This is a genomic window from Algibacter sp. L3A6 (assembly GCF_009796825.1).
In the GTDB taxonomy this organism is placed as follows: domain Bacteria; phylum Bacteroidota; class Bacteroidia; order Flavobacteriales; family Flavobacteriaceae; genus Algibacter.
The window spans coordinates 2,416,816-2,431,515 of the sequence record NZ_CP047030.1; the positions used below are offsets into that span (position 1 = coordinate 2,416,816).

Consider the following 14,700-nt stretch of genomic DNA (forward strand, 5'->3'; position numbering starts at 1 on the left):
AGGTTAATAATTGAATTTAACTTTACGATCGTTTAGGGGTTGCTCATTTCTATAATTGTTAACGGGCATATTATTTCTTAGTTTTAAAACTTCTTTTTCCGATAGTATAAAAGGTTGTTTAAAAACGAACCAGTTTACACCTTCGGTACATGGTGGCGTAGTTAAAGATCCGCCATAAGAATAATAGTTTTTATCTTCCAAAAATAAACTAGATAAATCTATTTTTTGATGAATAGCTTTAGTTTCTCCATTATTAATGGGTAGGAAGCTTTCAAAAAACTCAAATAATTGACTGTCATCACCTTCTTCGCCCATTATTCCCAAAACAGCAATATGCCCCGATTTACTAATGTGCACTAGATGCATTTCTATGGGATAGATTATACCATTTATTTTATGTTCCGATGGTTCATGAAAATGAATTTGTTTTAAATAGAAATTTTCATTCTTGTAATTTATAGAATCACCATTCTCAAAATCGAACTGAACGGAATGTCCGTTGTTTATTACTTTACTGATATGGGTAGACGGCGCATAAAGTATTTTTAAATCACCTTTTGTAGCCGAGGAGTCTGCATCTTTATTAATAATATTTATAGGCGATTGGTGTTTGCCATTACAATCGGAGTTTTTTTCAATCTCAATCCAGTGTTCTGGAGAAGTTTCGCCAGCATAGCTCCAATGAGAGACTTCCGCTATTTCATTCGAGTGGATTGTTTTATTATAATCTTTGCAGGACATAAAACATGCTAATAAGGCTAACAGAGGTAAAGAGATTTTTTTTATCATTTTGCTAAGTTTTACCTTGCAAAATTAGATATGTATTTTTACATAAAACCTTACATTTATCATGTGTTTTTATGGTTAAAACTTGTAAGTATATCTTAGATGAATAATTTGATTTATAGTGCAATGTTAGATTTCTGAATAAACTAAAGCGGTTTTTTCTTTTTGGGCTTACTAGCTTTTGCCAAAGGATTATAGTTAAGGCATAATTGTATCCAATATTCTAAATCGTCTTCGGTATCAAAACCTTCAGGAGTTACATAAATATAACCTTTCATAGCGCGTCCTGTAAAATCCATAGATAAGCATTCTGGTTTTTTAAGTTCATCTAAATAAACACTTTCACCAATTCGTGCCATAATCAAACTATCTCCATAGTTTTTATTGATAAAAATTGCGCAAAGCATTTTGTTATCAACTTTAAAACAGAGACCACCCATCATTTTTAATTCAGAAAAATAAATTTGTTTGTCATTTAGAACGCGCCGGATCCTATCAGCTAAATAAGCATCGTAAGCCATAATTAGTTTTTAAATTTCCCTGAAAGTTTTCTAATTAAGTTATAAATAAAGGCATTTGTTTTAGCGTAATGAAAAGCAATAAAACAAACTACCATCATAAAAACAACAGCACCTAAAACGGCTTGCGTTGGATTTAAAGATTTTCTAAAAAAACTATTTAACCCCAAGCCTGTAAAACTTCCGTAAAGGATTATAAAATGGATAACGTATATGGATAGTGTTTTTTCGCCTATTCTAGTAATTATAGATTGTCTTAAAAAACGTTCTAAACTGTAAAAAATGCCAAATAAAATTAAGGTATCTCCAAGCCTAGTGAAAAGGTAATTATAATAGGCACTTTGTTTTAGTAACTCAATATCTGTTAAAAGATATAGTCTAATTAGCATTGGTGACGATTGAAATATAAGAAAGAATCCTGTAGCGAAAAAAGTGATAATCGCTATTAATTTAAAATGTTTTCGGTGTAGATGTCTAAAAAATACCGTAGATAAAAAAGCGCCAAAAAAGGAGTAACCTATCCATGGTAAAATAGTGAATACCGAGCCATTTTTTGTGGTAATGTAATTGGCTAAAACGAGTGGTGTATTAGGTAAATCTATTGATCGATATATTGGCTCAGAGATAAAGCATAAACAACCAAGTGTAAAAAGCACGAACGAAAAGAGGTAATTGTATTTTTTGAAAACCAAATGTAGCCCGGCTAAAGTGATTAAGGCAAGCCCGATACATTGCAGCACATCAACCACAAAAAAGCGATTATCAAAATTTCCGGAGAGCCAATTAAAAATATCTAAGCGTAAACTATAACCAATAACAAGTAATAACAAGCCACGAAATAATCCTTTTTTAATTCTAGGTTTATCGTCTCCTTTAGCATGAGCGCGTAATAGTAAATACGAAAAAACAAGCCCGGAAATTGTAAAGAATGTAGGTGCGGTAAAGCCACGGAAATAGACCCAAATATTATAAATAGCATTGGTGTCGCTTCTGTATGCTCGAGCGAGTAAATTATCAATAAAATGCCCTTGGAGCATCATTAAAATGGCAAATGCTCGAACGGCATCAATAAAATATATTCGGTTGGTTTGCAATAAAAATGAGTTTTGAAATATAAATATACTTTTAAAAAATGTAAAGGTCGTGTTTGTAAATTGATATATTTATAAAATCAACTTGAAAGCATGGAACAAATTATAAAAATATTTTCAGATTACGCTTGGGGTTTGCCTTTGGTTTTATTATTAATTGGCGGCGGTTTGTACTTATTAGTACTCTCAAGATTTTTGCCGTTTAGGTATATTGGCCATGCTATTCAGGTATTAAGGGGTAAGTATGATAACCCGGACGACCCCGGAGAAATATCGCATTTTAAAGCTTTAACAACGGCATTATCCTCTACCATTGGCATGGGGAATATTGCCGGTGTAGCCGCCGCTATTTCACTAGGCGGACCAGGTGCTATGTTTTGGATGTGGGTAAGCGCCATTGTTGGTATGTCTACAAAATTCTTTACATCATCTTTAGCCGTCATGTTTCGTGGTAAAGATAGTAATGGCGATTTACAAGGTGGTCCTATGTATTTTATTACCGAAGGTTTAGGGAAATCTTGGAAACCGTTGGCTATAATGTTTAGTGTGTTTGGTTTAATTGGGGCTTTGCCTGTGGTAAACGTAAACCAATTAACGCAGGCTGTAAACGATATTCTTTTAAGACCTAATGGCATTGAGGTTGGGCTAAAATCAAACCTTATTCTCTCATTAATTTTGGTAAGTTTAACTTCCGTTATTATTCTTGGAGGTTTAAAACGAATTAGTAATGCAGCATCAAAATTGGTTCCAGCTATGGTGCTATTATACTTTGCTTTAGTACTTTTTGTTCTAATTTCGAATTACCAAGTTGTTCCAAAATATTTTATGATGATTTTTAGTGATGCCTTTGCGGCGAATAATTTTAAAGGTGAACCCTTTTTTGGAGGTGTTGTTGGAGCCTTAATTTTATTAGGTATTCGTCGTGGTGCATTTTCTAACGAAGCCGGAATTGGTACGGCTCCCATGGCACATGGTGCTACAAAAACAGCTGAGCCTATTCGCGAAGGTTTAGTGGCTATGTTAGGGCCTGCGATAGACACACTAGTGGTTTGTACACTTACCGCTTTGGCTATTTTAGTTACAGGTGTTTGGCAAACTACTGGAGATAACGGAGTGACTTTAACAGCTTCAGCATTTAGCAAATCTATGCCGGTTTATGGTAAATACTTATTAATGGTTTGTGTGGCTGTGTTTAGTATTTCTTCGTTGTTTTCTTATTCTTATTACGGTTCAAAATGTTTATCTTTTTTAATAGGTGCCGATAAAAAACACTATTACAATTATATCTACATTTTAAGTATTGTTTTGGCGGTAACCACACCTTTTAGAGTTATGCTTAATTTAATTGATGGTGTATTTGCACTTATGGCCATACCAACGATGTTAAGTACTATTATTCTTGCTCCTAAAGTTTTAAAAGAAGCAAAGGCTTATTTTAAGAGATTAGAAGCTTAGAGATAGTATTCATTTTTTTAGAAAACATCTAAATGTGTAACTAAAAAAAGGCTAATTAATTGTTTTTGAAAGACTCACGTGTTTTATATTAATTTTATGTGTAGATTTAGCCTTACCAACTGGTAACATTTTATTCCTAAACTCGAATGTTACCTGCTCACTTTACCAACTAACTAAATTACACCATGACAGACAAAGACCGGGCGAAAGCCTATTGGAAAGAAAACATTAAATATGTGCTTCTGCTACTATTTATATGGTTTATAGTTTCTTTCGGCGCAGGAATTATTTTTAAAGATGCGTTAAACACCGTCCGAATTGGCGGTTTTAAACTCGGTTTTTGGTTTGCTCAACAGGGCTCTATGTATGTATTTGTTGTGCTAATATTCGTTTACGTTCGTTTAATGAATAAATTAGATAAAAAATACGGATATGATGTATAGTGGCTTTCTCGCAGGTTTGGGCGTTCAAAATTGGACATACATTTTAGTAGGTATTACATTTACTATTTATATCGGCATATCCATTTGGGCTAGAGCCGGTTCTACAAAAGAGTTTTACGTTGCAGGAGGTGGAGTATCACCTTTAGCAAATGGTATGGCAACAGCAGCCGATTGGATGAGTGCTGCGTCGTTTATTTCCATGGCAGGTATTATTTCTTTTGCAGGTTATGATGGTGCTGTGTATTTAATGGGATGGACAGGCGGATACGTGTTGTTGGCTTTATTGTTAGCGCCTTATTTACGTAAGTTCGGTAAATTTACGGTTCCAGATTTTATTGGAGATCGTTATTATTCTAACACCGCACGTTCTGTTGGTGTCTTTTGTGCACTAATTGTATCTTTTACTTATGTTGCAGGCCAAATGAGAGGCGTGGGCTTAGTTTTTTCACGTTTTTTAGAGGTTGATATCAATACAGGTGTTATTATCGGTATGATAATCGTTTTATTCTATGCGGTTTTAGGAGGAATGAAAGGTATTACATATACGCAAGTCGCTCAATATTGTGTACTTATTTTTGCTTTTATGGTTCCGGCAATATTTATATCAATTCAAATGACGGGGAATCCTGTTCCGCAATTAGGTTTTGGTAGTCAGTTAGCTGATGGTTCAGGAACTTACTTATTAGATAAATTAGATGGTTTAAGCACCGATTTAGGTTTTGCTGAATATACTGAAGGGTCGAAATCTATGATTGATGTGTTTGCTATTACGCTAGCTTTAATGGTTGGTACAGCAGGATTGCCACATGTAATTGTAAGGTTCTTTACAGTGAAAAGAGTAAAAGATGCAAGAAAATCGGCAGGTTTAGCATTATTACTAATCGTAATTCTATACACAGCAGCACCAGCAGTATCGGTTTTTGCGCGTACAAACATGATAGAAACCGTATCGAACCAACCATATGCAAATATGCCGGAATGGTTTACAAAATGGGAAACCACAGGTTTAATTGTTTTTAATGATAAAAATAACGACGGTATTATTCAATACGTCGCAGACGAAAGTAAAAACGAACTTATTGTCGATAACGATATTATGGTTTTGGCAAATCCGGAAATTGCAAAATTACCAGACTGGGTAATTGCTTTAGTTGCAGCAGGTGCATTGGCAGCAGCCTTATCTACAGCGGCGGGTTTATTATTAGTAATATCGGCATCAGTATCTCACGATTTAATTAAAAAAATGATTAAGCCAGATATTAGCGAAAAAGGAGAATTAATTGCAGCACGCCTTGCAGCAGTAGTAGCTGTTTGTGTTGCTGGTTATTTCGGTATTAATCCGCCAGGTTTTGTGGCGGCAACGGTTGCGTTAGCTTTTGGGTTAGCGGCAGCTTCATTTTTCCCTGCTATTATTTTGGGTATTTTCTATAAAAAAATGAATAAAGAAGGCGCCATTGCAGGTATGGTTGTTGGTATTTTTTCGATGTTGTTTTACATGACCAAGTTTAAATTTGGTTGGTTTGGTGGTGGTACAAAAGCCGACTGGTGGTTTAATATTTCACCAGAAGGATTTGGTACGGTAGCCATGGTAATCAATTTTGTAGTTTCTGTGGTTATTATGAAGTTTACTCCAGAGCCACCAGAATATGTTCAGGAAATAGTTGAAAACATTAGAATACCAAGTGGAGCAGGAGAAGCAACACATTAAAATATAATTTTTTGCCTTACTACAAGAGTAGGTATAAAAAAACTGGTTGTATATATCTTTAAAAGATAAATGCAACCAGTTTTGTTTTTAGTAATCTTCAATTTTACAAGATGCGAGTTATTCTATAATACCAGCACAGCCAATACGAGCGCCAGCATCACCAGAGGGTTGAGATTTCATATCATCTACACCTAAATGCACAATAACTGCTTTACCTAAAATATCTTTAGTTTCATCGCCGCAACCTATACACCATTCATCTGTGGTTTTTGCAAGGGTTGCAACTCCGTTAGCATTTGCTGTTAAGTTTCCTATATCGCCTTTATGATACCCTGTGGCATCGCCCCAAGCACCATGTGGTTGTGCAGTAGGATTCCAATGTCCGCCAGAAGATTTTCCATCATCCGACGAACAATCTGCTTTTTCATGAATATGGATGGCGTGTTTACCAGCTTCCAATCCAGAAATGGTTCCGTTCATGGTTACTTGTCCGTTTTCTTCAGTAAAATTAAGTGTGCCCTTTATATCACTTCCGCTTTTTGGTGATAATAAAATGGATAAATTTTTATTCTTTACCATGGTGTTTTCAACGTTTTTAACCGCTTCAGTTTCTATAATGGTTTCGTTTTCGTTTTTAGAGTTTTTACAAGAAATGGCAAATACAAGAGTAAATGCGAGTACTACTAATTTTAAATCTTTCATAATTTTTCTGCTTTTTAGTAAAGTTAAGAAGATAATTAGTCTATTACAAGTTGTAGCTTGTTTCTTTAATTGTAATGCTTTTTGTATTTCTTAAGGCTCGGCTTATTTTGAAGTATGGATAAATGAATAAAACTGCAGTTGTTTTATTTAAAAATTTTGTGGTTTAATATCGGGTTAAACTTATTTACTTAAGGACGCCTTAAATTGTTGAGGAGTTATAAGTTCTACTTTTTTAAATTGTCGGTTAAAATAGCTCGTGTTATTAAAACCCGATTTAAAAGCCACTTCGGCCATTCGGAAATCTTTAGATTCCTTAATTAGTTTTTTAGAGAACTTTATTTTTTCAGAATTTATATAATCGATAGGAGAGATGCCTAAGGTATTTTTAAATTTCTTATGAAAATGAGATGTGCTCATACAAGCTTTTTTAGCGAGTAAATCGACACTAATGTCCTTATTAGTCAGGTTGTTTTTTATAAATTTTATAACCATACCAATTCGGGTATCATTAAAAATAGATTCGGTATCATTAAGTATAAAAGCCTTGGCTTTAGTTTGCAGTAAGCGAACCACAAGTTCTTGTATCATTAAATCTAGCAGCACATCTTTAGAGGTGTTGTTATTAGTAAAGGTGTAAACTAAGCGTTCCACAAGGTGATTTACATCGGTGTTATTAATAAGGTGCGATGCACTTTCGTCTAGTTTCCAGGTATTGTTTTCATTTTCTATAGCAACATGGTGGTTAAATTTTTGAACAACTTCGTCTATTTTACTACCATCAATGCCTAGAGCTAAACATTGCGTTGGGCTATCTAGGCTTGCTAAGGGGAAATCAATAACCATTTCTTTGTTGGTTGGCATGACTACAGATTCTCCAGGGAAAAAATCAAAAGACTCTAAACCATCAATATGCATTATTTTCTTTCCGGTAAGCATACTCGCAATTATCGGAAAATCGAATTTTAGCGCTACTTTTTCCGCGTAAGCGTGTGTTTCGTATATGTTTAATTCGGCATATTCCGCATTGTACGTGGTTCGGTTTTCAACTAAAGTTGTAAGTTTTCTAATGCTTCGGTGGTGGTTTAGTAGCTGGCTCATAATCAATAATACAAAAAAAGATGCGTGTTAATGGTTATATAATAGATACGTTCAATGTTTCGATAATTATGTTCAATTCATTCGTGATTTGATAATATAACTTTATCAAAACTAAGTATTAAGCAATTTATTAATAATAAAAATATGAATATGTTAAAATAATGCAAATTCATGTTAATTATTGATGATTAAATTAATAGATGTTTAACCAACAACAAAAACTGAGAACAAATGAGTTATTCTAAACCAAAATTTAAGGAATCGTATTCTAATTTTATCAACGGAAAATTTGTGCCACCAATTGGGGGTGAATATTTTGAGAATACATCGCCTATTGATAATAGTTTAATTGCAAAATATCCGAGATCGCAAAAAGAAGATGTAGACTTGGCGCTCGATGCGGCTAATGCAGCAAAAGAATCTTGGGGAAATACGCCAGCCGCAGAACGTGCTGCATTATTAAATAAGGTAGCCGATATTATTGAAGCCAATCTTGAAGAATTTGCCTTAGTGGAAACCTGTGATAACGGGAAACCTATACGCGAAAGTTTAAATGCCGATATACCTTTGGCAGTAGACCATTGGCGTTATTTTGCAGCTTGTATTCGTGCAGAAGAAGGTAGTGCTACCGAGCTAGATGCAAACACACTATCTATGAATATTAAAGAACCGCTGGGTGTGGTGGGGCAAATAATTCCGTGGAATTTCCCTTTGTTAATGTTATCATGGAAAGTGCCACCAGCTTTGGCTACAGGGAATTGTGTGGTTTTAAAACCGGCAGAACAAACACCATCTTCGGCTACATTATTAATGGAGAAAATTGCCGATGTATTTCCTCCTGGTGTTTTTAATATCGTACATGGTTTTGGTCCAGAAGCAGGAAAACCACTAGCGTCTAGTCCAAAAGTAGATAAGGTTGCCTTTACAGGAGAAACCACAACGGGGCAATTAATTATGCAATATGCTTCAAAAAATCTGAATCCGGTAACGATGGAATTGGGCGGAAAATCTCCAAATGTATTCTTTAATTCGGTAATGGATCATGATGATGCCTTTTTAGACAAAGCTATTGAAGGCGCTGTTTTATTTGCTTTTAATAGTGGTGAAGTTTGTACGTGCCCATCTAGAATATTAGTGCAAGAAGATATTTATGATGCTTTTATGGAACGCGTTGTGGCGAGAACAAATGCCATTATTCAAGATAATCCTTACGATGTGAATACCATGCTTGGTGCGCAGGCGTCGAATGATCAATATGAAAAAATACAGGCTTATTTAAAAATTGGTAAAGAAGAAGGTGCAAAGGTGTTAACAGGTGGCGATGCTAAAAAGCTAAGTGGCGAATTTGCAAACGGATTCTACATACAACCAACTATTTTAGAAGGCCATAATAAAATGCGAGTCTTTCAAGAAGAAATTTTTGGTCCTGTTGCTTGTGTTACAAAATTTAAAGATGAAGCCGAAGCATTGGAAATTGCCAATGATACACTTTATGGTTTAGGTGCTGGGGTTTGGACGCGAGATGCACACCAACTATATCAAATACCGAGAGCTATAAAAGCTGGGCGTGTTTGGGTGAATTGTTACCATGCTTACCCAGCGCATGCTCCATTTGGCGGTTATAAAAAATCGGGCTTCGGTCGTGAAAATCATGTGATGATGATGAATTATTATCGTCAAACAAAAAACATGCTCATTTCTTACGACAAGAATAAGTTAGGCTTCTTTTAGAATTAGAATGAAATTAATAGTTTAAGACTTAAAAGGTTGAACCATGCAGTGTTCAGCCTTTTTTGTAAAATGCAATTTAAAATTATGAAAAGAGTAGAAATCACAAAAGAAGCAGCCGCCGTAGTAGCAGCATTGCAGGCAAAGCATGGTGAACTTATTTTTCATCAAAGTGGAGGTTGTTGCGACGGATCGGCTCCAATGATTTTTGAAAAAGACGATATGTATCTCGATGAAAGCGATATTTTATTGGGTAGTGTAGCAGGAGTTAATTTTTATATGAATCAAGATCAGTTCGAGTATTGGAAACACACCCATTTAACAGTAGATGTCACTGAAGGCCGAGGCGCAAGTTTTTCTTTAGAAATACCATTAGGACTCCGTTTTTTAATTCATTCGCGTTTATTTAATGAAGCAGAACAAGCGTTTTTTAAAAGCGTTTAAAATTTAATTGTTTTAAACACACTTATTTTGTTAACAAAACCTAAAAACAAAGTCAAATACATATTATTTTGCTATTTTAGAAGTCAGAACTGAATAGCTTTTTTAAAAGTAGAATTCAGTGAAGAATTTCCACTTTTTTTGTTAAAAACCAACTAAAAACATATCATGAGTAATTATCACATAAAACATTTAGAAGAATATTATCAAGTCTATAGAAAGTCGGTTAGAGAACCCGAAAATTTTTGGGAAGAAATAGCTGAAGAGCATTTTATGTGGCAAAAAAAATGGGATAAAGTTTTAAGTTGGGATTTCTCGAAGCCAGAGGTAAAGTGGTTTGAAGGAGCTCAATTAAATATTACAGAAAACTGTATCGATAGGCATTTGCCAACGCGAGGCGATAAAACGGCTATTTTATTTGAGCCAAACGACCCGAATGATCCCGCTGAACATATTTCGTACAACCAATTGCACGATCGTGTAAATCAGTTTGCTAATGTTTTAAAAAGCAGAGGTATTGCAAAAGGCGATCGCGTTTGTATTTACTTGCCAATGATTCCCGAATTGGCTATCGCCACTTTAGCATGTGCTAGAATTGGAGCCATTCACTCGGTGGTATTTGCAGGTTTTTCTGCTACAGCATTATCAACTCGAATTAACGATTCCGATTGTAAAATAGTAATTACTAGCGATGGTTCTTACCGAGGTTCTAAAACTATAGATTTAAAAGGTATTGTAGACGAGGCTTTAGAGAGTTGCCCAGGTGTTAAAGATGTTTTGGTTGCCAAACGAATTAATACGGATATCCATATGGAAGCTGGTCGTGACCAATGGTTGCAACCACTTTTGGATGCGGCATCTATCGATTGCAAAGCTGAGGTTATGAATGCAGAAGATCCGTTGTTTATTTTGTACACATCGGGTTCTACCGGAAAACCAAAAGGCATGGTGCATACCACAGCCGGATATATGGTTTATACAGCTTATACTTTTAAAAATATATTTCAATATAAAGAAAACGATGTGTATTGGTGTACTGCCGATATTGGTTGGATTACTGGGCATAGTTACATTCTTTACGGTCCGTTAACAAATGGAGCCACAACTGTTTTATTTGAAGGTGTACCAAGTTATCCAGATTTTGGACGCTTCTGGGAAATTGTAGAAAAACATAAAGTAAATCAGTTTTACACCGCACCAACAGCAATTAGAGCGTTGGCAAAACAAGGTGTGGAATTAGTAGAAAAATACGATTTATCATCATTAAAAGTACTTGGTTCGGTAGGCGAGCCTATAAACGAAGAAGCTTGGCACTGGTATAACGATAACGTCGGGAAAAAGAAAAGCCCTATTGTTGATACTTGGTGGCAAACAGAAACTGGCGGAATTATGATTAGTCCAATTCCGTTTGTAACACCAACAAAACCAACTTATGCCACGTTACCGTTTATTGGTATTCAACCGGCTTTAATGGATGAAGAAGGGCAGGAGTTAAAAGGCAATCAAGTCGACGGACGTTTGTGTATAAAATTCCCTTGGCCAAGTATGGCTAGAACCATTTGGGGAAATCACCAACGTTATAAAGATACGTACTTTTCGGCATACGAAAATAAATATTTTACAGGCGATGGCGCCTTGCGTGATGAGGTTGGTTATTACAGAATTACGGGTCGTGTAGACGATGTTATTATCGTTTCTGGTCATAATCTAGGTACCGCTCCTATAGAAGATGCGGTTAACGAGCATCCAGCAGTTGCAGAGTCGGCTATTGTTGGCTTCCCACACGATATTAAAGGAAACGCACTTTATGGTTATGTTATTCTGAAGGATTTTGGTGAAACCAGGGATCAAAACAATCTTAGAAAAGAAATTAACCAAATGATTACCGAGTCTATCGGGCCAATCGCGAAACTAGATAAAATTCAGTTTACTGCTGGCTTACCAAAAACACGTTCGGGTAAAATTATGCGACGTATTTTGCGTAAAATAGCAAGTAACGATACTAGTAATTTAGGAGATACAAGTACATTATTAAACCCAGAGGTTGTACAGGAAATAATGGATAATGTACTGTAGTTTAATTTATCAATCATTTAAAAATAAATAGTTATATAGTTAGTACTAACTATATACAATGTTGTGTGTAACCTGAAAAAAAAATGAGCTATCAAGCATTAAAATGGAAAAAATTTAAATTCACATTGCACCCAATTGAATTTGAAAAGGTATTTGAAGGCTTAGAATACTTCATAGCTATTACGAATACCAGAGTTGATGAGAATTATGAAATAAAAGACAAGACCTCTATTTTTTTTCGATATAAGTTATATTATGAAAAAATTATCTCTGGTGAGGAATGGAAAAATGATGATTGGAAATTAAATATTCACACATCTTTGACTGACAATCCAAAATATATCGAATACGAAAGGTTTGAACAAAATGAAAATGGAGAAACGAGAACTTTTAAGCGGTCAACTCAACTTGAACCAGTAATTAATATTAGTCCTTTTTCACTTCAGGTAGACCATAAAGAAAGATTGAGTGTTATGTTCTATGACCATAAAAACAATTCCAATATTGGACTAGAAATTAGTTATCCAAAAGAAATTCAATATTTGGAAAGTGGAAACATAATTTCGACAGAAAACCTTTCAACTCATAAACTATATCTAGAACTTATAACTCGTATCAAAAAAGTTAGCAAAAAGGCTAAAGCGAAAAGAAAGGATAGTTTATCAAAACCTAATTTTTGGATAAATTCAAAGTGTATAAAAGGAGTGAATAATAATGTGATGATAAAGCAAAATATGATTACTTTGGAGTAAAGGCTACACACAACAAGGTATAAAAATAATAGCGGTTTAATCGCTAAAATGAAAGTAAGAAAATATAAAAAATGTCAGTGTTTAACCGAAAAGTTAGTGCGTAAAAATCCGCTAATATTCTTATACAACAACGTTAGGCACAATTAAAAAATAAATTAATGATTTATAGTTTTTCTAAATCTGATATAACTAGATATATTGTCTTGGATCATTCTCTATTAATTGAAGAAATTACTTCGGAAACAATTTGTAAACTATTAGGAATAGATATATTAGATTCAAAGGCATTAGGACATAATTCTGGTTCTTTAAGTTTTTATCAAAAAGTATTATTGATAAAGGATGTAATTGGTGTTGATTCTGAGATGGCAAAAAAAATAGAAGTATTTTCTCAAATTAGAAATAAATTTGCCCATTTAAGAAAAATAGAGACTTGGAGAGATTTTTTTTCAATATCTAAAACATACTCTAATATTGAAAGAAATTTAAAAAATTGGTATCAAACAGAAGAAAATATTGATTTGGATTTTGAAAATAACACAAGACTCTTATACTTTCATCTAACAGAAGATTTATTCATGTTCTTAGTAAAAATTAACAGTTATTATGAATTCAATCAAAGAAACTCCAAGCAAGAGATTCACCACAACAATGCCTTGTTTGAATTTATGAAAAAAAAATTAAGTGATGAACTAGGAATTGATGACATTGATGAGGCGTATTTCAATAGATATTCAGATGAAATAGAATAACTATACCTAACAAGTACTGTGCTAAAAAACAAGTAAAATCTTATTAATTTTTCACTAGTGTACTTTTATATTCCTTGTCAAATATTAAACCCGATTTTGCAATAGCAAAAGCTTGTTTTAGTAGCTTATTACATACCGCGATTAATGCTAATTTTTTACTCTTTCCTTTTGCTACTAATCGTTCATAAATATCCCTGCATGCTTTGTTGTATTTACAAGCTGTAAAACTGCACATAAATAATAAATTCCTGAGTTTTTGATTGCCCATTTTACTAATGCGTGGTCGTCCTTTTATACTACTTCCACTTTGCCTAATCACTGGAGTTAATCCTGCGTAACTACATAATTCTGCTGCACTCGAAAAGCGTTCAAAACCACCTGTTAAAACGATTAACATAATAGATGTTTTTTTTCCGATTCCTGGTATGGTTTTTATTCGAGTAAATAAATCTTTATGAGCCTCTTTTACTAAAACTAGCAATAACTCTTCTAAGCTGGACATCTCTTTATCTAAATGTTTTAAACTACGCTTTAAAGATCTCACAATGGCTTTACTTGGCTCCCCTAAAACAGATTCACCATGAAGTTTATTCTTTATCATTGTTCGCTGTTTTGTATATACAGAAAGGGTTCTGGTAATTTGAAGACACTCCTGTACTTCCTTAGAACTACCTTTCCAAAGTTTTAACTCTACTTGCTCAGCATAAGAACATATAAGTTTTGAATCACTCTTATCTGTCTTAACCTTGGATAGTCGCATCTGGATAAATCGTTTTACAGACAACGGATTTTCTACTGAAACATTTAGACCTTCTTCAAACAAATAATAAGCCAACTGATAATGATAGTAACCTGTAGCTTCCATCACACAATGACTCTCAGAATTTAAGAGTTTTCTAAACGCTTTAAAGCCTGAGACCTTGTTTTTAAACTGATAATAATTACCATCTGAATCTGTGACATCAAAAACTAAATAACTAATGTCAATACCAAAATATTTAATATCTTTATTCATAACAAATTATTTTTTTGAAAGGACATACTACGCGAGTTTCAACGACTTAAAATCGAGGTCTTAAAGCCTCACAGAACTGTTCGAAATCTGTGTAGAAAAGAGAGGGGATTTACAATGTTGACGAGATCTGAAGTC

At 34.2% G+C, this 14,700-nt stretch carries 14 protein-coding genes; 8 read left to right on the forward strand and 6 right to left on the reverse strand.

What is annotated here, in order from left to right; genetic code table 11:
* Nucleotides 1–3: 3 nt before the first annotated feature.
* The 3 genes from GQR98_RS10145 to GQR98_RS10155 form a co-directional block, all read right to left on the reverse strand.
* Nucleotides 4–789, reverse strand: a complete 786-nt coding sequence (locus tag GQR98_RS10145; protein ID WP_159019392.1) for a carbonic anhydrase — start codon at nt 787–789, stop codon at nt 4–6.
* A 143-nt stretch (nt 790–932) separates the two neighbouring features.
* Entirely contained in the window at nt 933–1,307 is a 375-nt protein-coding gene (locus GQR98_RS10150) for an RNA methyltransferase (protein WP_042501530.1), read from the reverse strand.
* A gap of 2 nt (nt 1,308–1,309) precedes the next feature.
* On the reverse strand, nt 1,310–2,398 hold the full coding sequence (locus tag GQR98_RS10155; RefSeq protein WP_199270184.1) for a heparan-alpha-glucosaminide N-acetyltransferase domain-containing protein: 1,089 nt from the start codon (nt 2,396–2,398) through the stop codon (nt 1,310–1,312).
* Between the two features lie 90 nt (nt 2,399–2,488).
* Between GQR98_RS10155 and GQR98_RS10160 the strand changes: the two genes are divergently transcribed.
* The 3 genes from GQR98_RS10160 (at nt 2,489) to GQR98_RS10170 (ending at nt 6,001) form a co-directional block, all read left to right on the forward strand.
* Nucleotides 2,489–3,850, forward strand: a complete 1,362-nt coding sequence (locus GQR98_RS10160) for an alanine/glycine:cation symporter family protein (RefSeq protein ID WP_159019393.1) — start codon at nt 2,489–2,491, stop codon at nt 3,848–3,850.
* A gap of 185 nt (nt 3,851–4,035) precedes the next feature.
* The gene (locus tag GQR98_RS10165; protein WP_159019394.1) at nt 4,036–4,293 is read left to right on the forward strand and encodes a DUF4212 domain-containing protein; all 258 of its coding nucleotides are present in this window, start codon (nt 4,036–4,038) and stop codon (nt 4,291–4,293) included.
* Between the two features lie 16 nt (nt 4,294–4,309).
* A complete protein-coding gene (locus GQR98_RS10170; protein ID WP_159021134.1) occupies nt 4,310–6,001 on the forward strand; it encodes a sodium:solute symporter family protein in 1,692 nt (563 codons plus the stop codon).
* Between the two features lie 117 nt (nt 6,002–6,118).
* Here the strand turns inward: GQR98_RS10170 and GQR98_RS10175 are convergent, their stop codons facing one another.
* The gene (locus tag GQR98_RS10175) at nt 6,119–6,703 is read right to left on the reverse strand and encodes a superoxide dismutase family protein (protein WP_159019395.1); all 585 of its coding nucleotides are present in this window, start codon (nt 6,701–6,703) and stop codon (nt 6,119–6,121) included.
* Nucleotides 6,704–6,883: 180 nt separating this feature from the next.
* Entirely contained in the window at nt 6,884–7,801 is a 918-nt protein-coding gene (locus tag GQR98_RS10180; protein WP_159019396.1) for an AraC family transcriptional regulator, read from the reverse strand.
* Nucleotides 7,802–8,032: 231 nt separating this feature from the next.
* Here GQR98_RS10180 and GQR98_RS10185 point away from each other — a divergent pair, with 231 nt between their 5' ends.
* The 5 genes from GQR98_RS10185 to GQR98_RS10205 all read left to right on the forward strand — a co-directional run bounded on the left by GQR98_RS10185 (nt 8,033) and on the right by GQR98_RS10205 (nt 13,550).
* A complete protein-coding gene (locus tag GQR98_RS10185; protein WP_159019397.1) occupies nt 8,033–9,532 on the forward strand; it encodes an aldehyde dehydrogenase family protein in 1,500 nt (499 codons plus the stop codon).
* Between the two features lie 84 nt (nt 9,533–9,616).
* Entirely contained in the window at nt 9,617–9,973 is a 357-nt protein-coding gene (locus tag GQR98_RS10190) for a DUF779 domain-containing protein (protein ID WP_159019398.1), read from the forward strand.
* Between the two features lie 165 nt (nt 9,974–10,138).
* The gene (gene acs / locus GQR98_RS10195; protein WP_159019399.1) at nt 10,139–12,046 is read left to right on the forward strand and encodes an acetate--CoA ligase; all 1,908 of its coding nucleotides are present in this window, start codon (nt 10,139–10,141) and stop codon (nt 12,044–12,046) included.
* Nucleotides 12,047–12,129: 83 nt separating this feature from the next.
* The gene (locus tag GQR98_RS10200; protein WP_159019400.1) at nt 12,130–12,798 is read left to right on the forward strand and encodes a hypothetical protein; all 669 of its coding nucleotides are present in this window, start codon (nt 12,130–12,132) and stop codon (nt 12,796–12,798) included.
* 158 nt (nt 12,799–12,956) lie between these two features.
* A complete protein-coding gene (locus tag GQR98_RS10205) occupies nt 12,957–13,550 on the forward strand; it encodes a hypothetical protein (protein ID WP_159019401.1) in 594 nt (197 codons plus the stop codon).
* 43 nt (nt 13,551–13,593) lie between these two features.
* Here the strand turns inward: GQR98_RS10205 and GQR98_RS10210 are convergent, their stop codons facing one another.
* On the reverse strand, nt 13,594–14,565 hold the full coding sequence (locus GQR98_RS10210; protein WP_159019402.1) for an IS110 family transposase: 972 nt from the start codon (nt 14,563–14,565) through the stop codon (nt 13,594–13,596).
* Nucleotides 14,566–14,700: the final 135 nt, after the last annotated feature.

Coding starts and splice junctions, on each gene's coding strand:
- GQR98_RS10145 (WP_159019392.1), bottom strand. CDS start 789: ATGATAAAAAAAATCTCTTTACCTCTGTTAGCCTTATTAGCATGTTTT.
- GQR98_RS10150 (WP_042501530.1), bottom strand. CDS start 1,307: ATGGCTTACGATGCTTATTTAGCTGATAGGATCCGGCGCGTTCTAAAT.
- GQR98_RS10160 (WP_159019393.1), top strand. CDS start 2,489: ATGGAACAAATTATAAAAATATTTTCAGATTACGCTTGGGGTTTGCCT.
- GQR98_RS10165 (WP_159019394.1), top strand. CDS start 4,036: ATGACAGACAAAGACCGGGCGAAAGCCTATTGGAAAGAAAACATTAAA.
- GQR98_RS10175 (WP_159019395.1), bottom strand. CDS start 6,703: ATGAAAGATTTAAAATTAGTAGTACTCGCATTTACTCTTGTATTTGCC.
- GQR98_RS10180 (WP_159019396.1), bottom strand. CDS start 7,801: ATGAGCCAGCTACTAAACCACCACCGAAGCATTAGAAAACTTACAACT.
- GQR98_RS10185 (WP_159019397.1), top strand. CDS start 8,033: ATGAGTTATTCTAAACCAAAATTTAAGGAATCGTATTCTAATTTTATC.
- GQR98_RS10190 (WP_159019398.1), top strand. CDS start 9,617: ATGAAAAGAGTAGAAATCACAAAAGAAGCAGCCGCCGTAGTAGCAGCA.
- acs (WP_159019399.1), top strand. CDS start 10,139: ATGAGTAATTATCACATAAAACATTTAGAAGAATATTATCAAGTCTAT.
- GQR98_RS10200 (WP_159019400.1), top strand. CDS start 12,130: ATGAGCTATCAAGCATTAAAATGGAAAAAATTTAAATTCACATTGCAC.
- GQR98_RS10205 (WP_159019401.1), top strand. CDS start 12,957: ATGATTTATAGTTTTTCTAAATCTGATATAACTAGATATATTGTCTTG.
- GQR98_RS10210 (WP_159019402.1), bottom strand. CDS start 14,565: ATGAATAAAGATATTAAATATTTTGGTATTGACATTAGTTATTTAGTT.